At 41.7% G+C, this 17,883-nt stretch carries 20 protein-coding genes; 5 read left to right on the plus strand and 15 right to left on the minus strand.

Features of this window, described 5'->3' with window-relative positions; genetic code table 11:
• Positions 1–17: 17 nt before the first annotated feature.
• Positions 18–965: a YybS family protein gene (locus tag ACTJJQ_RS15950; RefSeq protein ID WP_008347532.1), complete on the minus strand. Its 948-nt coding sequence runs from the start codon at positions 963–965 to the stop codon at positions 18–20.
• 303 nt (positions 966–1,268) lie between these two features.
• Here ACTJJQ_RS15950 and ACTJJQ_RS15955 point away from each other — a divergent pair, with 303 nt between their 5' ends.
• Positions 1,269–2,198 (plus strand): manganese-dependent inorganic pyrophosphatase, encoded by a 930-nt coding sequence (locus ACTJJQ_RS15955; protein WP_048001996.1) that lies wholly within the window; start codon positions 1,269–1,271, stop codon positions 2,196–2,198.
• 41 nt (positions 2,199–2,239) lie between these two features.
• On the opposite strand, the gene ACTJJQ_RS15960 is transcribed toward ACTJJQ_RS15955, so the two are convergent.
• From ACTJJQ_RS15960 to ACTJJQ_RS15970, 3 genes are all read right to left on the minus strand, one after another.
• Complete coding sequence (locus ACTJJQ_RS15960; RefSeq protein WP_217967634.1) at positions 2,240–3,097, minus strand: DUF3298 and DUF4163 domain-containing protein; 858 nt, start codon at positions 3,095–3,097, stop codon at positions 2,240–2,242.
• The gene (locus ACTJJQ_RS15965) at positions 3,098–3,592 is read right to left on the minus strand and encodes an RNA polymerase sigma factor (RefSeq protein ID WP_007497431.1); all 495 of its coding nucleotides are present in this window, start codon (positions 3,590–3,592) and stop codon (positions 3,098–3,100) included.
• A 149-nt stretch (positions 3,593–3,741) separates the two neighbouring features.
• Positions 3,742–4,401 (minus strand): hypothetical protein, encoded by a 660-nt coding sequence (locus tag ACTJJQ_RS15970; protein WP_076821503.1) that lies wholly within the window; start codon positions 4,399–4,401, stop codon positions 3,742–3,744.
• A 106-nt stretch (positions 4,402–4,507) separates the two neighbouring features.
• Here ACTJJQ_RS15970 and katX point away from each other — a divergent pair, with 106 nt between their 5' ends.
• Complete coding sequence (gene katX / locus ACTJJQ_RS15975; RefSeq protein WP_440600389.1) at positions 4,508–6,097, plus strand: catalase KatX; 1,590 nt, start codon at positions 4,508–4,510, stop codon at positions 6,095–6,097.
• Between the two features lie 48 nt (positions 6,098–6,145).
• Here the strand turns inward: katX and wrbA are convergent, their stop codons facing one another.
• The 10 genes from wrbA to ACTJJQ_RS16025 all read right to left on the minus strand — a co-directional run bounded on the left by wrbA (position 6,146) and on the right by ACTJJQ_RS16025 (position 14,051).
• Positions 6,146–6,760 carry an NAD(P)H:quinone oxidoreductase gene (gene wrbA / locus ACTJJQ_RS15980; RefSeq protein ID WP_008347543.1) on the minus strand — a complete coding sequence of 205 codons (615 nt, stop codon included), beginning with the start codon at positions 6,758–6,760 and terminating at the stop codon, positions 6,146–6,148.
• A gap of 68 nt (positions 6,761–6,828) precedes the next feature.
• Positions 6,829–7,440 (minus strand): alpha/beta hydrolase, encoded by a 612-nt coding sequence (locus ACTJJQ_RS15985; protein WP_024718443.1) that lies wholly within the window; start codon positions 7,438–7,440, stop codon positions 6,829–6,831.
• On the minus strand, positions 7,437–8,408 hold the full coding sequence (locus tag ACTJJQ_RS15990) for a ring-cleaving dioxygenase (protein ID WP_217967632.1): 972 nt from the start codon (positions 8,406–8,408) through the stop codon (positions 7,437–7,439). The genes ACTJJQ_RS15985 and ACTJJQ_RS15990 overlap by 4 nt, the downstream gene beginning before the upstream one ends.
• A 189-nt stretch (positions 8,409–8,597) precedes the next feature.
• The gene (locus tag ACTJJQ_RS15995; protein WP_156061478.1) at positions 8,598–10,115 is read right to left on the minus strand and encodes an ABC transporter permease/substrate-binding protein; all 1,518 of its coding nucleotides are present in this window, start codon (positions 10,113–10,115) and stop codon (positions 8,598–8,600) included.
• Complete coding sequence (locus tag ACTJJQ_RS16000) at positions 10,108–11,073, minus strand: ABC transporter ATP-binding protein (protein ID WP_217967631.1); 966 nt, start codon at positions 11,071–11,073, stop codon at positions 10,108–10,110. Before ACTJJQ_RS16000 ends, ACTJJQ_RS15995 begins: the two co-directional genes overlap by 8 nt.
• A gap of 199 nt (positions 11,074–11,272) precedes the next feature.
• Positions 11,273–11,512, minus strand: a complete 240-nt coding sequence (gene rpsR / locus ACTJJQ_RS16005; protein WP_008347556.1) for a 30S ribosomal protein S18 — start codon at positions 11,510–11,512, stop codon at positions 11,273–11,275.
• Positions 11,513–11,553: 41 nt separating this feature from the next.
• A complete protein-coding gene (ssbA, locus tag ACTJJQ_RS16010; RefSeq protein ID WP_007497456.1) occupies positions 11,554–12,096 on the minus strand; it encodes a single-stranded DNA-binding protein SsbA in 543 nt (180 codons plus the stop codon).
• 36 nt (positions 12,097–12,132) lie between these two features.
• Positions 12,133–12,420 carry a 30S ribosomal protein S6 gene (gene rpsF / locus ACTJJQ_RS16015; RefSeq protein ID WP_008347557.1) on the minus strand — a complete coding sequence of 96 codons (288 nt, stop codon included), beginning with the start codon at positions 12,418–12,420 and terminating at the stop codon, positions 12,133–12,135.
• A 108-nt stretch (positions 12,421–12,528) separates the two neighbouring features.
• On the minus strand, positions 12,529–13,629 hold the full coding sequence (gene ychF, locus ACTJJQ_RS16020) for a redox-regulated ATPase YchF (protein ID WP_007497458.1): 1,101 nt from the start codon (positions 13,627–13,629) through the stop codon (positions 12,529–12,531).
• A gap of 215 nt (positions 13,630–13,844) precedes the next feature.
• Entirely contained in the window at positions 13,845–14,051 is a 207-nt protein-coding gene (locus ACTJJQ_RS16025; RefSeq protein ID WP_440600390.1) for a DUF951 domain-containing protein, read from the minus strand.
• 294 nt (positions 14,052–14,345) lie between these two features.
• On the opposite strand from ACTJJQ_RS16025, the gene ACTJJQ_RS16030 reads away from it, so the two are divergent.
• Together ACTJJQ_RS16030 and ACTJJQ_RS16035 are read left to right on the plus strand one after the other, a co-directional pair.
• Positions 14,346–15,665, plus strand: coding sequence for a hydrolase (locus ACTJJQ_RS16030; protein ID WP_440600391.1), 1,320 nt, complete (start codon positions 14,346–14,348; stop codon positions 15,663–15,665).
• 15 nt (positions 15,666–15,680) lie between these two features.
• On the plus strand, positions 15,681–16,091 hold the full coding sequence (locus ACTJJQ_RS16035; protein ID WP_007497462.1) for a hypothetical protein: 411 nt from the start codon (positions 15,681–15,683) through the stop codon (positions 16,089–16,091).
• Between the two features lie 25 nt (positions 16,092–16,116).
• Here ACTJJQ_RS16035 and ACTJJQ_RS16040 read toward each other — a convergent pair whose 3' ends face one another.
• Positions 16,117–17,172, minus strand: a complete 1,056-nt coding sequence (locus ACTJJQ_RS16040) for a YkvI family membrane protein (protein ID WP_007497464.1) — start codon at positions 17,170–17,172, stop codon at positions 16,117–16,119.
• A 72-nt stretch (positions 17,173–17,244) separates the two neighbouring features.
• Here ACTJJQ_RS16040 and yyaC point away from each other — a divergent pair, with 72 nt between their 5' ends.
• Positions 17,245–17,871, plus strand: coding sequence for a spore protease YyaC (yyaC, locus tag ACTJJQ_RS16045; RefSeq protein WP_242731385.1), 627 nt, complete (start codon positions 17,245–17,247; stop codon positions 17,869–17,871).
• Positions 17,872–17,883: the final 12 nt, after the last annotated feature.

Here is a 17,883-nt window from a genome sequence, read left to right on the forward strand (position 1 = left end):
TATCAACTCCTCAACATTCAGAGTGAATTATTTGTTTTTACTTTTTCTCTTAAATCAAAGCCTATGTCAGCAATCCCTATAATACGCACAATCACACCGATTGGCGGAAAGAGAATCGTCAATACGACGGCAAAAATGGGTACCACTTTTGAGATGTTTTTTTCGTGGCAATAATAGAAGATAAAAGAAAAGCCCTGAATAAGCACCAGTATAAATAAAATTTGAAAAGCACTCGTTTGCACGAGCGATAAAAAGCTGCCTTTCTCCGGCTGAATCAGCATCAAAAGCAGTGTGAGTAAATAATACCATACCATGCTTTTTGGCAGTCGCATATCCTTAAATTTCTTAAGAGCTGGCATGTCTGGAACAAACCGTTTGATCAACGGCCGCACAAACCAATGATTGACGAAAGACATCAGCGTGACAAAAATCAAAAGCGCTACAGGTAAAGAATTTAATGCCGTATCCTGCATCTCTCTAAACTGCTTGAGTTGTTTTGCTATGTCCTGATCAGAAGCGCCAGATTGTTTTAGGGTACTCTCTACCATCGGCATGATTTGGTCAATTGATTCCTTTGCAACACCCAGTATATCTACTTGAAACAGCTGGACACTGACAACAAAGTAAATGAGAAAACTGAATAAGTAGATCAGCGCACCCGTAATAATAGCCTGACCTGGCTGCCTCCTGCTGTAGAAAACACCCATACCTACTCCAACAGCAATCAGCATTGGCGCACTTAACAGCCCATTAATAGACCCAATTAAAAAGCTGATCACTATGCCAATAGCGCCAGCCGCAATTCCTTTTTTCAAGCCATGCCTGATTGTATAGAGAATGATCGGAATCGGAGCAGCCATGAAGAAAATAATGGCTAAAAGTGGCACATACAAATAAAACAGCGTCATGACCGCAAAAATACTGATCATGATAGCGCCTTCTACTAACGCTTTTGTTTGTTTCACACCTTCACCTCAATCCAATCATTTTTCTATATCTTGCTCAATGTGTACTTCTATGTATACGTACGATGTACGCTCCGGCATATCTTGACCCAACCTTTATTTTACCATAGCCGTAAATCGCAAGTAAAATGCAGGCTATCCCAAGAGCGTTTCACGTGGAACAACTTAGATCGTCTTGTACATGCAACTTTCCAGACGACATGTTACAATTTTTTAGATTATTCTTAGCTATAAACCCTGAATTCAAGGTCAAAAGCTGTTAGAATAGAAACATCATCAATAAAAGTAAGAAGGAGAATTCACATGGGAAAAACACTCGTATTCGGACACAAAAACCCTGACACAGACACGATTTGCTCTGCTATCGCTTACGCTGATCTGAAAAACAAAATTGGCGTTCAAGCAGAAGCTGTCAGACTTGGAGAAATCAATGGAGAAACACAATACGCATTAGATTTCTTTAAACAAGAAGCACCTCGTTTCATTGAAACGGCTGCAAACGAAACAAAACAAGTCATTCTTGTCGATCATAACGAATTCCAACAAAGTGTAAGCGATATTGATCAAGTACAAGTGACAGAGGTCATTGACCATCACCGTATTGCCAACTTTGAAACAAGTGAACCTCTTTACTATCGTGCTGAGCCAGTTGGCTGCACAGCAACGATCTTAAACAAAATGTACAAAGAGCACCAAGTCACAATTGAAAAAGAAATCGCTGGTTTGCTTTTGTCTGCGATCATTTCTGATTCCTTGCTATTCAAATCCCCAACATGCACACAGCAGGATGTTGATGCTGCGCATGAGCTGGCAAAAATCGCAGGAGTAGACCCTGACGTATATGGTTTAGATATGCTGAAAGCAGGAGCTGACCTAAGCCAAAAAACAGTTCAAGAATTAATCACACTGGATGCAAAAGAATTTGCACTAGGTAACAGCAAAGTCGAAATTGCACAAGTTAATACAGTTGATATCGCTGAAGTAACAGCAAGACAAGCTGACATCGAAGCAAAAATCAATGAAGTCATCGCAGCGAAAGGTCTTGATCTATTTGTTTTAGTGATCACAGACATTCTAGAAAATGACTCTCTTGCTCTTGCCCTTGGTGCTGAAGCAGCAAAAGTAGAAAAAGCATTTAATGTCACACTTGAAAACAACACTGCTTTACTCAAAGGTGTTGTATCAAGAAAGAAACAAGTCGTGCCTGCACTAACAGACGCACTTTCTTCATAAACTCAAAAAGACTGCTGACATCAGCAGTCTTTTTTCTTCTTTTAATGAATGTACATATCGCTGACGAGAATATCCTTTAGCACGCTTGTTGGAATCGTGAATTCAACTACACCCATGTAACCAGGCGCCACATCATATTCGTTGAAGGAAATCACCAGTTTGCCTTTTGAATTGATATAGAAGCTTTGATCTGGCTGAATCTTCTTAAACGGATCAACCGTATCTTGCTTCGTCATCCAGTAAATCTTATTTGAATCCTCTTTCATCTGTTTCTTCATTTGTTCTTTAATATTTTCACTAATCACATCAATATAACGGTCATCTTTAAACAGACTTGGTAATGTAATGAGTACATGGTTTTTCTTATCCACCGTATCATATGTCATTTCCTCTGCCGCAGAAGCCTGAGTCGTCACCTTGTATCGACCTAGTGAAAGAATTTGATCATTATTTGTTCTTACTTCATATCCGCTCTCTACACTCAAATGACCATTTTTATAACCCTTTGTTTCCTTTTCAAAATCTTGATACAGCTTTTTGTTTTCAGCTAAATATTTTTGATTCAGGCTGTCTTGTAATTCTCCGTCCCCAATCCCTGAAACGTGTGGTGTTTTGAGATCAATATTTGTTCCCTGATCGCTCTTTTTAAATTCTGTGAACGTCACGACTTTCACAAGCTCTCCAATGATGGGTACTTCTGAAATCGCTCTTGCTGCCTGCGGACTGACATTTACAGTGGTGACAAATAAAGCAGCCGCAGCAACAAGTCCGATCGTCCATTTCTGAAAATGAGGTTTCTTGTTTTTTCGTTTTAATGTCCGTTCAACCATAGCATCGTATTCCGGGGGAATAGGGATTTCTAGATATTCTTCTTTTAACTGTTCCAAATGCTTATCCATTTATATTTCCTCCTGCGATAATTCTACTTTTAAAAGCCGCAACGCCTTATATAATCTTGTTTTAATGGTGTTTTCATTTTCTCCAAGAATATGAGCAATGTCCTCTAGCTTTAAATCCTCAAAGAATCTTAATATAATGATGACCCGATACATCTCCGGCAAATCTTCTATCGCCCGTCTGACATCTTGATCCTCATAGACATCCGATTCACCCTGTGATAAAAATTCCAGCGTGTCATCGTCTGTCACTTGCACACGCTTCTTCTTTCGTAAAAAGTCGAGGGCAGCGTTTACGACGATTTTATAAAACCAGCTATGCATCTTGGTCGCATCCTCTAATCGGTGAACAGATTTGAGTGCTTTATGAATCGCCTCTTGAACGACATCCATCGCATCTTCTGGGTTTTTGACATAGCTATAGGACAATCGATAAAAACTGTGTTTATGTTCCATTACGTAATCCGCAAATTGATCATCAATCTTTCGTTTCTTCATTTTACAAAGAGCTCCTTTATCTTAAATGCGCATCTGTTATTTCTTACATTGGATAGACGCGCACCTGTTAAAAATAGTTTGCGCTCCATTATTTTTTTAACATGTCATCCCATTTACGTTTCTATACAAAAAGAGCGAACCTGACGGGTTCACTCTTTTAAAGCCGTTATTTTTTGATAAACAAATGGTTTGAGTGGTGATAGCGGATGAATGATGGACACTCCTGTTTCCTGCTCCACCTGCTTTGCAGCGTGAACCATCGAGAGCTGCATCACACAAATATCTCCATGCTGCTGCTTCACAGATTGCCTTAACTGTTCCATAATTCGCTCATGGTAGGCTTGTATATCGCCGTTCAAGCAAAGATGAAAGACATCCTCTAGCACAACCACTTCTGCCTTCAACTGCTTTCCCCGCTCTTTTACATATGAAGACAGTCGCTTCATCGTTCCTTCTACTGTATCTGGGTTTGAAAACACTAGCTGAAGCGGACCCTCTCGCTCACAAATCTGCTCAAATAACGGCTCATCTATCGGAACAATTGGTTGTTTGAACAGGTGCTGCTGCTCCCCCAAAGCCGCAATGTATTGTGTACACGTTAATAAAACAAGATCAGCCTCTGCTTCTTGCATGAGTCTGTTGATCGCATAGGTTTGCTGCTGCTCAAGATCAAATGCAGGATCTTGTTTGGCTCGTTCCATAAAGGATGAATCGACGATGTGATGCAGATCAAATCCTGTGTCATAGAAAGCGTCGTCAATGTAAGAAATATTAGATGGATGTGCGTGAAGGCAGTGTAATCGAATCATTAGGTCCGCTCCTCATAAAAGTTTTCACTCATTATATCAATCCTTGTATGAAATAGGGAGCAACATGACCATATTGTTAGGGAGATATTGAAGGAGGGATTCTACCTTGAAAGAAGATCAACAGCCTACATCATCTTCAGAGTCAGAAGAAACCTTGACGAATCGACAAGGTCACCCGGTAACAGATAATCAAAACATAAGAACCGTTGGGAATCGAGGACCGACTACACTTGAAAACTACGATTTCCTAGAGAAAATCAGTCATTTTGATCGTGAACGCATCCCTGAACGTGTCGTTCACGCACGAGGTGCCGGCGCACACGGATACTTTGAAGCCTACGGTACATTCGGTGACGAACCCATTTCCACTTATACAAGAGCCAAATTATTTCAGGAGAAAGGAAAAAAGACCCCTGTCTTCGTTCGATTCTCTTCTGTTATTCACGGCGGACATTCACCAGAAACTTTACGCGATCCGCGGGGATTTGCGATCAAATTTTATACAGAAGACGGCAACTGGGATCTCGTTGGGAACAACCTCAAGATTTTCTTTATTCGAGATGCTTTGAAATTCCCTGATTTGGTTCATGCCTTTAAGCCTGACCCTGTCACCAATCGTCAGGATGGTGAGCGCATTTTTGATTTCGTTTCACAATCACCTGAAGCAACACATATGGTGACATTTCTCTTCTCGCCATGGGGCATTCCTGCCACATACCGGCACATGCAAGGCTCTGGCGTCCATGCCTATAAATGGGTGAATCATGAAGGAAAAGCAGTGTTGGTCAAATATCACTTTGAACCAAAGCAAGGAATTCGCAACCTGACACAAGAACAAGCCCAAGCCATTCAAGGGGAAAACTTTAATCATGCCACACAGGATTTATATGAAGCCATTGAACAAGGGGATCATCCTGAATGGGAAGTATATGCTCAAATCATGGAAGATGACGCCCACCCCCTCCTAGACTTTGATCCACTCGATCCGACAAAGCTCTGGTACAAGGATGACTATCCATGGAAACCGATCGGACGAATGGTGCTAAACAAAAATCCAGAAAATTATTTTGCAGAAGTGGAACAGGTTGCCTTTGGGACGGGGGTTCTTGTAGACGGATTAGATTTCTCAGATGATAAATTGCTGCAAGGACGTACCTTCTCATACTCTGATACGCAGCGATATCGAGTCGGGCCAAATTATTTACAGCTGCCGATCAATGCACCGAAAAAGCATGTTGCCACCAATCAGCGAGATGGGCAAATGGAATATCATGTGGATCAAGGAAAAGGACAAAACCCCCATGTGAATTATGAACCGTCCATTCTCGGGGGATTAAAAGAATCACAGCAAGATGGAAAGGATCATACGCCTTTTGTAGAGGGTGAAGTCAAACGAGAAGCCATTGACCGCCCGAACAATTTCGGACAAGCCGGAGAAACCTATCGTCGCTTCAATGATTGGGAACGTGAGGAACTAATTAAAAACTTAGTCAACACCTTAGCTACCTGCCAAAAAGACATCCAAGACCAAATGATCGAAAACTTCACAAAAGCTGATCCTGACTACGGAAAACGTGTGGCCGATGGCTTAAAAGCCTTCAAACAAGAGGAGCCAAGCGGACCCATTGGATCAACAGGTGCGGCACAGGCTGTCAACGATGCGATCAACAACAGCACCCCTTCAGATCCTTATTAATGAAAAAAGAATGCAGCGGAGTGGCTGCATTCTTTTTGTATACATCTATTAAGCGTTTTGACCTTTTTTGATCCATTCTGCTACATTTACTGTACGTTTCGCCTGATGTTTTGCGGCTGCTTCTGCATCCTCTTGGATCTTTCCATTTTGGTCAACAGTCACACTCACACCGTAAGGGTTACCCCCTGCGCCGTATAGGGAATCATCCGTGTATCCAGGAGCGGCAATAATGGCTCCCCAGTGGAACATCGTTGTATAAAGGCTCAGAACTGTCTGCTCCTGTCCGCCATTTGGGTTTTGTGCAGATGTCATCGCACTCACTGCTTTGTTTGCTAGTTTCCCTTGGAACCATAAACCGCCTGTTGTGTCTAAGAATTGCTTCATTTGAGCCGGTAAGTTACCGAAACGTGTCGGCATGCTGAAAATAATGGCATCTGCCCACTCTAAGTCACTTAACTGAACCTCAGGGACATCTTTTGTTTCATCTAAATGTGCTTTCCATGCTGGATTTGATGCAACAACTGCTTCTGGTGCCAATTCAGGAACCTTTAAAATTTTGACTTCAGCACCAGCTTCTTTCGCTCCAGCCTCAGCCCATTTTGCCATCTGATAGTTTGTACCTGTTGAACTATAATAAATAATCGCTAGTTTTACGTTTTCCATTTGTTCCATCTCCTTTTGTTTGGTTTGCCCAAAAAGCTTCTGTAAAAATCCCACCTGTATTCCCCACCTTATTTAAATTGACGACGATACCACAATGCCGCAGCATCGACTTCTTCTCTCGTTAGCTGATGTCCACGATTTTCCCAATGAAGCGTTACGGATGCTCCCGCCTCCTGAAGCAGTTGCTCCAGTTCCTGAGATTCCTCAGGACGGCACATTGGATCATTTTCACCAGCTGCTATAAAGACTTGTTTCCCCGCTAATGAAGGTAATGAAACCCCTCGTCTTGGGACCATTGGATGATGCAGGATCGCTCCTTTCAACGCATCTCCGTAATGGAATAACAGACTTCCAGCAATATTCGCCCCGTTTGAATAGCCGATGGCTACAACATTGTGACGATCAAATCCATACTTATCTGCTGCTTCCCCGATAAATGTATATAATTCCTCTGTACGCTCAATTAAATCTTGTTCATCAAAAACACCCTCTGCCAAACGCCTGAAAAAACGCGGCATGCCGTTTTCTGATACATTTCCTCTCACACTAAGAACAGATGCTTCAGGGTCTACCACTTCTGCAAGCGGCAATAAGTCTTGCTCTGTCCCGCCAGTTCCATGCAGCATGAGAAGGACAGGTTTTTGTTCATTCTTTCCTTTTTGAAAAAGATGCTTCATCATGAATCTCCTTTCCCTTTGATTTCTCTTACCTCAATCGGCAGCACGATTTGTTCAATTTGACTACGCTGCGCCTCATATTGCGGCGGCAGTTTCAACGCTTCACCCATCGTTTCCACAGATTCATCGTGTGCAAACCCTGGAGGATCGGTCGCAATCTCAAATAATATGCCGCCAAGCTCTCTAAAATAAATCGCATTGAAATAATTTCGATCTTGCACAGGCGTCACTTGATATCCGCTTTGCGCAACATGTCTTTGCCAATCCAATTGATCCTGATCATCTGTTGCTCTCCACGCAATATGATGTACAACACCCACGCCCATACGTCCTCGTGCAACAGGTGTCTTGTTCACATCAATGACATTGCCGATTTCTCCAAACGAACGGAATCTCACATAATCTCCTTCCGTGCCGACTTTTTCAAGTCCCATCGTTTGCTCTAGCAACTGCATCGTTTGCTCAGGCTGTGAAGTTAATAAAACAGCTCCGCCAAACCCTTTAATCGCTACTTCTGGTGTCACCCCATTAAATGTCCAGTCATTCTGTTTTCCTTCTTCACGTTCTACAAGTTCTATCAATAAACCGTGCGGATCTTCAAATGAGAGAAAGGTCTCACCAAAACGTTCAATCATTTCATAAGAAACGTCAAACTGCTCAAGCCGTTCCTTCCAAAAAGAGAAGGCACCGGTCGGTACGACATATGTTGTCACACCTACTTGACCTGCTCCAATTTGTCCCTTTTGTGCACCTGGCCAAGGGAAAAACGTAATAATGGTACCTGGAGAACCTCCTTCATTTCCAAAATATAAATGATATGTGCCTGGATCATCAAAATTGACGGTCTTTTTCACGAGACGCAGACCTAAAACACCTGCATAAAAATCAACGTTCTCCTGAGGATGACCAACAATTGCTGTGATATGGTGAATTCCTTCTGTTTTCTTCACTTCTAATGACCTCCTCTTCATGACGTAACATGTCCCTACTCATTATGTCTTGACTGACGCTTTTATATTATCTCGAATTCGAGATATATGACCAAAAAATATATTTATCTCGAATTAAGGATATTCTTTTTTGAAATAGATGTCAATGATTTTTGTTTTTTTCTTTTCAAAAGCAGGCCGCTTTGTTATAGCAGACCTGCTTTCCCTTGATTATTGAAGCAATTTTTTCTTTTTTAAATAGGCTTCGGCTACTTGAAATGCATCTTTCCCCTTCACATTGACTTCGTAATTCATTTCTCTCATCTCATCATCTGTGATTTGACCAGCGAGCTTGTTGAGAGAGGCCTCAATCTCAGGATACTCTTTTAATGTCTCCTGTCTTAGCAAGGGCGCTCCTTGATAGGGCGGGAAAACATGCTTGTCATCATCAAGCACCTTCAACTTGTATTGTCTCAATTCACTGTCTGTCGAATACGCATCGACCAACTGAATATTCCCTTTTTGAATGGCTCGATATCGAAGTTTCGGTTCCATCGTGACCACATCGTCGAAAGAAAACTGATAAGCTTTTTGAATGCCTAAATATCCATCCTGACGATCAGAAAACTCTAAAGTAAAGCCAGCACGTATACGATTCTTGATTTGACCCAGATCTGAAATCTTTGATAAATCATATTGATCCGCTAGTGATTGAGGCACGGCTAAAGCATATGTATTGTTATAAGCCATCGGCTGAAGAAGCTGAAGCTGAAAGGATGACGCCAAACCTTGGCGCGCCTGCTCATACACTTTTTCCTTATCCGTGCTTTTCGCTGTTTCTTTCAGAAATTCAGAAATCGCTGTCCCTGTAAATTCAGGATAGATGTCAATATCACCAGACCGCAGTGCTTGAAAAACAAAGGACGTCTTACCAAGACCAGGCTTAAGATTGACTTGGATATCTGTATCCTGCTCAATTAAAAGCTTATACATGGAGATCAAAATTTCAGGCTCTGACCCCAGCTTCCCTCCAATGGTGATCTCTTTCTTTTCTTGTTGAAACAGCAATGGGGCAGCGACAACTGCTCCTGCTATTACAGCAAAGACCGTCACAAAGATCACGGTTTTTTTAAAGGAGATTTTCTCAAGTGTCCGCAAGACCACATCAAATAAGAGCGCAAGTAATGCAGCTGGAATAGCACCAATGATGATCAACGACATATCATTCCGATCAATTCCAAGCAGAATCAGACTCCCTAATCCACCTGCCCCAATAAGAGCTGCAAGGGTGGCTGTCCCTACAATGAGAACCATCCCCGTTCGGATACCTGCCATGATCACAGGCATAGCAAGAGGGAGCTCTACTTTTAATAAGCGTTTGCGGTGATTCATTCCCATAGCGAGCGCCGCTTCTCGCAGCGACGGATCGACCTCACGAATGCCTGTATATGTGTTTCTTAAAATAGGAAGAAGAGCATAGACGACAAGAGCGATAATTGCGGGCACTTGACCAATCCCAACGAGAGGAATTAGCAGTCCAAGCAGCGCCAAAGACGGAATTGTCTGCAAGACAGCCGTCACCCCAATGATCCACTCTGCTATCTTAGGGACTCTCGTTAAATAAATCCCTAATGGAATGGCAATCAAAATCGCTAGAAATAACGCAATGAAGGAAATTTGAATATGCTCAAGTAAGGCGTGTCCGAGCTGATCTTTTCGAGCCCATAGCACACTGGTCCATTCATTCATGTGTCTCGCCCCTCTCAGCAGAAGTACCGGCTAAATACTGGATCACCGCTTGACGAGTGATGAGCCCGATCCGTTCCCCATCCTTCTCAACAACAAGCTCTTCATGCTCTGCCAGTCGAGATAGAACCTCTTCCAGCGTCGCATGGATGGAGACCGCCTCTTCGCCTAACAGATCATCTTGAGGCATGGGCTGAGAAATAGTTGTCAGCTCAAATGCTTGATGGTCTACATGACGGGCAGCTCCTGAAACAAACTCCCGCACAAATGGAGTAACTGGATGCTGAATCAATTCCTCTGGGCGTCCAACCTGCACCACTTTTCCTTCATTCATCACACATATCCGATCTCCAAGCTTCATGGCTTCCTGCATATCATGTGTCACAAAAACGATGGTCTTTTGAATACGGCGCTGTAACTCGAGCAGATCATCTTGTAATTTCTCTCTCGTCAGTGGATCTAACGCACTAAAAGGTTCATCCATCAGGACAATCTCAGGATCAGCAGCAAGTGCCCGTGCTACGCCGACTCGCTGCTGCTGTCCTCCTGAAAGCTCTGCTGGCTTTCGATGTCGATAGGTAGAAGGCTCAAGCCCCACCATGAACATCAACTCATCAACACGCTGATTCGTCTCAGTCCGCTTCCATTGTTTCAGCTCTGGCACTACAGCAATATTCTCTTCTATGGTCATATGAGGGAACAGCGCAATTTGCTGAAGCACATAACCAATATCCCAGCGCAGCTCATAAATATCATAATCGCTGATGGTTCGACCCTTTATGTAAATCTCACCTTCTGTAGAAGAAATGAGACGATTGATCATTTTCAAAGTCGTCGTTTTCCCGCTTCCACTAGGTCCAATCAATACAAAAAATTCACCTTTTTGAATCTCCAAATCAACAGATTGAACGGCATAGCGGTCATCAGAAAATTGCATCGATACATTCTTAAATTCAATCATCTTCCCACGCCCTGACTGCAAGTATATTTTAAAATACCAATATGACAGATTGACCTAGTATTTGTATAGAACAAACTGTCACGTTGACTCTCTTTTTACATACTTCCCCTAGTTAGACTGCCAGAAACGGCTTTCTCATAAAAGTGAGACAAATAAAAAAAGCGAAGAGCTCAAGGCCCTTCGCTTTTAAGTCAACGACTTACTCACCAGTAACGTATGGAAGTAATGCCATTTGACGTGATTTTTTAATCGCTAATGTCAATTTACGTTGATACTTAGCGCTAGTTCCTGTTACACGACGAGGTAAAATTTTACCACGCTCAGAAACAAACTTTCTAAGAAGATCAACATCTTTGTAATCGATGTGCGTGATTCCGTTAGAAGTAAAGAAACATACTTTACGACGTTTCGCACGACCGCCTCTGCGTCCACCTGCCATTTGTTTTCACACCTTTCCTTTGGTCATTTTTTTCAGATCAATTAGAATGGCAAATCATCATCGGAGATGTCAATCGGTTTACCATCATTCGCAAATGGGTCATCATTGAAGCTATTTCCCTGATTACGATTTTGGTTGTTTTGATTGCCATATGGATTTTGACTTGGTTCATTTCCAAATGGATTCTGATCATTTTGGCTACCGCCATAATACTGGCCTCCGCTATTGCCACCGCCGCTGTATCCACCTGAACCAGCACCGCCGCTTTTAGGCTCAAGAAATTGAACACTTTCAGCTTGAACTTCTGTCACGAAGACACGCTGTCCTTGCTGGTTTTCATAGTTTCTTGTCTGCAAGCGACCGTCTACACCGGCAAGACTTCCTTTTTTCAAGAAATTAGCCACGTTCTCGGCTTGTCTTCTCCAAGTAACACAGTTAATGAAATCGGCTTCACGCTCTCCAGATTGATTCGTAAACGTACGATTCACAGCTAGAGTAAACGTGGCTACAGCCGCACCATTAGGCGTGTAGCGAAGCTCAGGGTCTTTTGTTAGTCTTCCGACCAATACAACACGGTTTAGCATATTGAAAGACCACCTTTAAATATATATTTCAATGATTTATTCTTCTTCTTTAACAACAATGTGGCGAATGATATCGTCACTGATCTTAGCTAAGCGGTCAAATTCTTGAACTGCTGCAGCGTCAGATTGAACGTTTACGATTTGGTAGAAGCCTTCACGGAAATCGTTGATTTCGTATGCAAGACGACGTTTACCCCAATCCTTTGTTCCAGTGATCTCCGCACCGTTAGAAGTTAACACGTTATTAAAACGGTCGATAACTGCTTTTTTAGCCTCATCGTCAACTGTTGGGCGGATGATGTACATAACTTCGTACTTTCTCATCTGATTGCACCTCCTTTTGGTCTAAGCGGCCCTATACGGGCAAGGAGCAATAAATTATATTACTCACAATTGTATATTATAACAAATTACTTTGCCTATGACAAGAACCTATACGTTAAAACGGAAATGAATGACGTCTCCATCTTTCACTATATATTCTTTACCTTCTAAACGAACTTTTCCTGCTTCTTTTGCAGCAGACATACTTCCGCCAGCTAGTAAATCTTCATAAGCAACCGTTTCAGCACGAATAAATCCACGCTCGAAGTCCGTATGAATGATTCCAGCACATTCCGGCGCCTTCATTCCTTTTTTAAATGTCCAAGCACGTACTTCTTGCTCACCTGCTGTGAAATACGTAGCTAAGCCAAGAAGTGAATAAGACGCTTTAATCAACTGATCTAAACCTGATTCTTTGATGCCTAGCTCTTCAAGGAACATTTGCTTCTCTTCTCCTTCAAGCTCTGCAATTTCAGACTCAATCTTCGCACAAACGACGATGACTTCAGCGTTTTCGCCAGATGCAAACTCACGAATTTGCTGTACATATTCGTTTCCGTCCTGATCTGCTACTTCGTCCTCACTCACATTTGCTACATACAGAATAGGTTTTGACGTGAGTAAATGAAGCTGCTTCACAAGCTTCTGCTGCTCATCTGTAAATTCAACCGATCTTGCAGATTTTCCAGCTTCAAATGCGTCCTTCAGCTTTTCCAAAATATCAAATTCAGCTACCGCTTCCTTATCTTTTTGTTTCGCAAGCTTACTCACACGAGTTAAACGCTTTTCAACCGTTTCTAGATCAGCCAAAATCAATTCTAAATTAATCGTTTCAATATCTGACACTGGGTCAACCTTACCTGACACATGTGTAATGTTATCATCAGCAAAAGCTCTCACCACGTGACAGATCGCATCTACTTGACGAATGTGAGAAAGGAATTTATTCCCTAAACCTTCTCCTTTAGATGCACCTTTCACAATACCAGCAATATCAGTGAATTCGAAAGCAGTCGGAACTGTCTTTTTTGGCTGCACTAATTCTGTCAGTTTTTGCAAACGCTCGTCTGGAACTTCTACAATTCCGACGTTTGGATCAATGGTACAGAACGGATAGTTAGCAGACTCCGCTCCAGCCTGTGTAATTGCATTAAATAGCGTTGACTTCCCGACGTTAGGTAAGCCAACAATACCAGCTGTTAAAGCCATTCTTTCATCTCCTCTATATGAAACGTGCTCGTTATACTGCGTAATATGAACCTAGAGCAATTATAAGTAGGTTTACATGAAAAGACAAGCTAACCATCATGCATTTTCAATAGAAGAAACATTACCAAAAAGACTAAATCGGAGCTTTAAAATAAGAAATTGCATCTGTTTCTCTGAACAAAAGACAAATTTCATCAAAAAAGCATGAGGCCTACTTAAGCAGTTGGCTCCTCATGCTTGACGAGAATTCTCTTCATTTTTCGTTCAAAATCTCTTCTTGGGATCATCACGCTGTGCCCACACCCTTCGCACTTAATACGAATATCCATGCCCAAACGAATGACTTTCCACCGATTGGCACCACATGGATGGGGTTTTTTCATTTCAACAACGTCATGTAACCCAAATGCTTTGTCTGCCATCAGCATTCACCTCTCTTGCTCACTTCATTAAATCTATTGTACAAAAAAATGCCGATAGAGAGCAATGCACAAAATAAAGAGGCGTTGTCATGTATCAATCCCGTTCTTTTTTATAGAAAAAACCCTTCTTTTAGATCATTTTATTTGTGACCAATAGTTACTTAAACTCCGCTTTTTTTCAATATTGTCACAAACACTGTAGGTCAAAAGGTTTTTATTGGTAGAACGCTGTGGTTTTTCCATATTTTTTGATTTATGATATCTGCATAAATGTTATGTGAGGGAGCAGGTACGATGGTCAATCGAAAGGATAGATTAACCGACAAAGATTATAAAATCATATCCGATCACGCTGGAAACGCAGAGAATTACCAGCAGAACCATACGATAGAAGTAGGTCAGCATACGCTCACTGTCAACGATTTTCTAAAAATAGATCATCAATTATATGGTTTAACGATGCAGCAGGAACAGTCAGATGAGTTCATTGTCGCGTTTCACTGTCCTCTGCCAAAACAAATGACGGTGACATCGACACAAGATGTTCAAACGGCTACCCAATCATTGTTAAAAACGGATTATGCCTACCCCATTGAAAGAAAATCCTTAGCCGGAAAACAAGATCATGTCTTTTTTAAAGGGAAGGAATACATCGAGGACGTCTGTCAGAAGCACCCGAATGCAACCATCTATCTCACTGGACAAGCGCTTGCCGGTGCTGTTTGTGCTTACATTGCGACAGAACAGCCAGCTGTCAAAAAAGCCATCACATTCGATAGCCCAAATATATGGAGCAGCCTGGCACCTTCCATTCAGCAAAAAGCAGTAGAAGGAAAATATACCCATGTTCTCACGGAATATATTCAACCCAATCATTATGTAGGTTTACTCAATCGCCATGATCATGGAGTTGGACAAGTCAAGTACACCGTACCGCCCCGGGAGCAGGGATCGGTCCAAGAATCCATAAAATATAAACCAAGAGAAATTGACAACTTTTTAAGATCAGCTTTTGCATCAATGAATATAGAGTGGAACGAATCGTTTGATACAAATGCATTTTTAGCTCTCGTTTCAGGAGAATTTAAAGTAAATGGGTATTCATTCCATTCGAATGGAACCGCTCGTATTTTAGATGAACAGCTTGATCACAATACAAGTTTTACAGCGATGCTTTTACAAGAAATCCATTCAGGCCGTGCATATGCACAAAACGGGCTTGAAATTATCATAAAATCCCATTTACTAAAAAATTCATCGTATGATCTACAAAGTATTATTGAACATGAAGTACACACTGTATTTGAGAAAATAGATGGAATTGATGATAGTGTAAAAGATGCCGTCCATCATGTAAAACAAGAACTGAAAGGACTTGTCGGCTTCGGTCACTATGATTTATTAACCCATAGCGATGTAGAAGCACTGTTAGAGGAAGTAAGGATGGAGCAGCCGCAATCAACCTTTTATTCTCATGAAAAACAACTGAATGCCTTGTACACCTTGAGAGACTACGAACAAGAACTTTCCACCCTTTCAAGACATATGTACACAATGGGTGATGACTATGCCAAGGCAGATAGACGCCTTGCGATGCAAATGGGTATTCGTTAAGAAAGGAGTCGCCATATGATCAATCAAAATAAACCTCCTAGTGACGCCCAGCGTTTCTTGCAAAATGTGAGTGCTCGCCGCTCCATGTCTGTATTCGAAAGTCAATCTGCACCACAAACACAATCGCAATCACCTGAAGAAATTGCCGCTATTCAGGCCATGCGCAGAGAAGGACAACGAAAAGATTTAAAGCGATTGCTGAAAATGCGGCTTCACGATGAATTGGCAAACACACGCATGCACTTGGAGTACCAATTGTCCAAAACAGAAGACATGATGAACCAGACAACCATTGTCAAACAACACGTATCCCAGCATTTAAAGGGACAAGCCATCTCAGAAATAGAGGAACGCATGCAGCGTCTTCAGCACATGCCTGTATATGACGATATCAAGGAAGCGATTGATTCCATTCGGATAAAATAAACACTTCTCTTTGAAAGAGAGGTGTTTATTTTATTTTATCAGTATAATTTTTAGAACGGAAAAATATCTTTTTACTTAAAATCGGATACAGCATTAAACAGACAAGCAAATAAAGATTGAGCAAGCTGTAAATCGGATACAAGAAAGCAATCAAATCAGCAAATCCAAGAGAGGTTAAAGGTGCCATCAAAAGAAGCATGATGAATACAATGAACCAGCGGGGCATTCGTATAAAAGAGAGCATGCGGCTGGATAAACCAAATAATCCCGCAGCGGTTGTTGTATAAATCGCTAAACAAAGAACAATGGTCATAAACACAAACAATGATGTTGGTGCCCCCTCTAATACTGTAAACAAAGGAATCCCTTCTGCTGAAAGACTCCCAGAAATATCAACTAGTATTTCGTTATACACATAAGAAATGACACCAAAAATCAAACCGCTTAATATACTCGCAACCTTGGCCTCTCCAAGCCCCTTCATTTCTTTCCCCACTGAAGACAGCACCGCCACAACAGATAATATATTCAAAGAAGCAAAGACGATACTGGCAGGCCAATTGTATTGCTGGCCAAAATCAATTCTCCACATATGATCATGATTCATATAATAAAAAACAAACGCATAGATGAGCCCCGCCACCAAAATTGGTATAATGAAGGCATTCACAGATAAGAGCCCTTTCACATCCCAGAAAAAAATCATAAATGAGAATAAACAAAATGCACCGATTCCAACCCAAAATGGTACATGATACATCTCAAGTGTCACCCCGCCACCGGCAATCATGACTGTTGTTGTCGTGAATAGATAAAGAACAATTAAAATATCATACACCTTGGCCAGCCAAGGACCTACAAGACGCTCTAACACCGGCACAAAATGATCGGCACGCACCTCATAACTAATTTTTAACACCACATAGGTAGATAGCATAAACATGAGCGTAAACAGTAGAATGGCTAGTCCGCTATCAAGGCCAAAAAACTGCCAAATTTCTTGACCTGAGGCATATCCCGCTCCTATCAAGCTTCCTAAAATTAAAAGCGTCCACCTTGAACCAGCCTTCCACACAATCATCACCTCATAGGTATAGAATTAAGCTTGTTTCCGTATACTGTTACTAACTACTATGACAAGGAAGTGAGACCTATGAATAGCAAGAACGGTCTTTTTTTAAGAAATAGGGTGAAAGAATACGTGTCCCATACGGATACAAATGCCATTCAGCAGCTTAAAAGTATTTTATTCTCGCATCTTCAGAAAGCAGGAAAAAGACCCGTTGCCATCGTCTGCATAGGAACAGACCGCTCAACCGGTGACTCTCTAGGTCCACTTGTAGGAACAAAGCTTTCAAGTCTTGATTTAAAAAAGCTGTATGTATACGGCACTCTCTCTGACCCAGTGCATGCGGTCAATTTAAAGGAAAAGCTCGCTGAAATTGAACAAGCTCATAAACACCCATTTATCGTAGCCGTTGATGCCTGTTTAGGAAGAGTGAAAAGTGTAGGATCGTTTCAAATTGGAGAAGGGCCGTTAAAGCCCGGTGCAGGTGTGCAAAAAGAGCTGCCAGAAGTAGGCAATATTCATATTAATGGAATCGTCAACGTGAGCGGTTTTATGGAATACTTCGTTCTTCAAAACACACGTCTTCATCTTGTGATGTCAATGGCCAATACACTTTCTGAAAGTCTATCCCACATTGATCAAATGGATTGGACGAGAGAAAAAAGCCGTTCTCTCTTTACCCCTATTCAAAATATCACGGGAAGAATATAAAAAAGACCATCT

The sequence above is a fragment of the Bacillus sp. 22483 genome, from assembly GCF_052044605.1.
GTDB lineage: Bacteria > Bacillota > Bacilli > Bacillales > Bacillaceae > Bacillus > Bacillus altitudinis.

Coding starts and splice junctions, on each gene's coding strand:
- ACTJJQ_RS15955 (WP_048001996.1), top strand. CDS start 1,269: ATGGGAAAAACACTCGTATTCGGACACAAAAACCCTGACACAGACACG.
- ACTJJQ_RS15960 (WP_217967634.1), bottom strand. CDS start 3,097: ATGGATAAGCATTTGGAACAGTTAAAAGAAGAATATCTAGAAATCCCT.
- ACTJJQ_RS15965 (WP_007497431.1), bottom strand. CDS start 3,592: ATGAAGAAACGAAAGATTGATGATCAATTTGCGGATTACGTAATGGAA.
- ACTJJQ_RS15970 (WP_076821503.1), bottom strand. CDS start 4,401: ATGATTCGATTACACTGCCTTCACGCACATCCATCTAATATTTCTTAC.
- wrbA (WP_008347543.1), bottom strand. CDS start 6,760: ATGGAAAACGTAAAACTAGCGATTATTTATTATAGTTCAACAGGTACA.
- ACTJJQ_RS15985 (WP_024718443.1), bottom strand. CDS start 7,440: ATGATGAAGCATCTTTTTCAAAAAGGAAAGAATGAACAAAAACCTGTC.
- ACTJJQ_RS15990 (WP_217967632.1), bottom strand. CDS start 8,408: ATGAAGAGGAGGTCATTAGAAGTGAAGAAAACAGAAGGAATTCACCAT.
- ACTJJQ_RS15995 (WP_156061478.1), bottom strand. CDS start 10,115: ATGAATGAATGGACCAGTGTGCTATGGGCTCGAAAAGATCAGCTCGGA.
- ACTJJQ_RS16000 (WP_217967631.1), bottom strand. CDS start 11,073: ATGATTGAATTTAAGAATGTATCGATGCAATTTTCTGATGACCGCTAT.
- rpsR (WP_008347556.1), bottom strand. CDS start 11,512: ATGGCAGGTGGACGCAGAGGCGGTCGTGCGAAACGTCGTAAAGTATGT.
- ssbA (WP_007497456.1), bottom strand. CDS start 12,096: ATGCTAAACCGTGTTGTATTGGTCGGAAGACTAACAAAAGACCCTGAG.
- rpsF (WP_008347557.1), bottom strand. CDS start 12,420: ATGAGAAAGTACGAAGTTATGTACATCATCCGCCCAACAGTTGACGAT.
- ychF (WP_007497458.1), bottom strand. CDS start 13,629: ATGGCTTTAACAGCTGGTATTGTTGGCTTACCTAACGTCGGGAAGTCA.
- ACTJJQ_RS16025 (WP_440600390.1), bottom strand. CDS start 14,051: ATGGCAGACAAAGCATTTGGGTTACATGACGTTGTTGAAATGAAAAAA.
- ACTJJQ_RS16030 (WP_440600391.1), top strand. CDS start 14,346: ATGGTCAATCGAAAGGATAGATTAACCGACAAAGATTATAAAATCATA.
- ACTJJQ_RS16035 (WP_007497462.1), top strand. CDS start 15,681: ATGATCAATCAAAATAAACCTCCTAGTGACGCCCAGCGTTTCTTGCAA.
- ACTJJQ_RS16040 (WP_007497464.1), bottom strand. CDS start 17,172: ATGATTGTGTGGAAGGCTGGTTCAAGGTGGACGCTTTTAATTTTAGGA.
- yyaC (WP_242731385.1), top strand. CDS start 17,245: ATGAATAGCAAGAACGGTCTTTTTTTAAGAAATAGGGTGAAAGAATAC.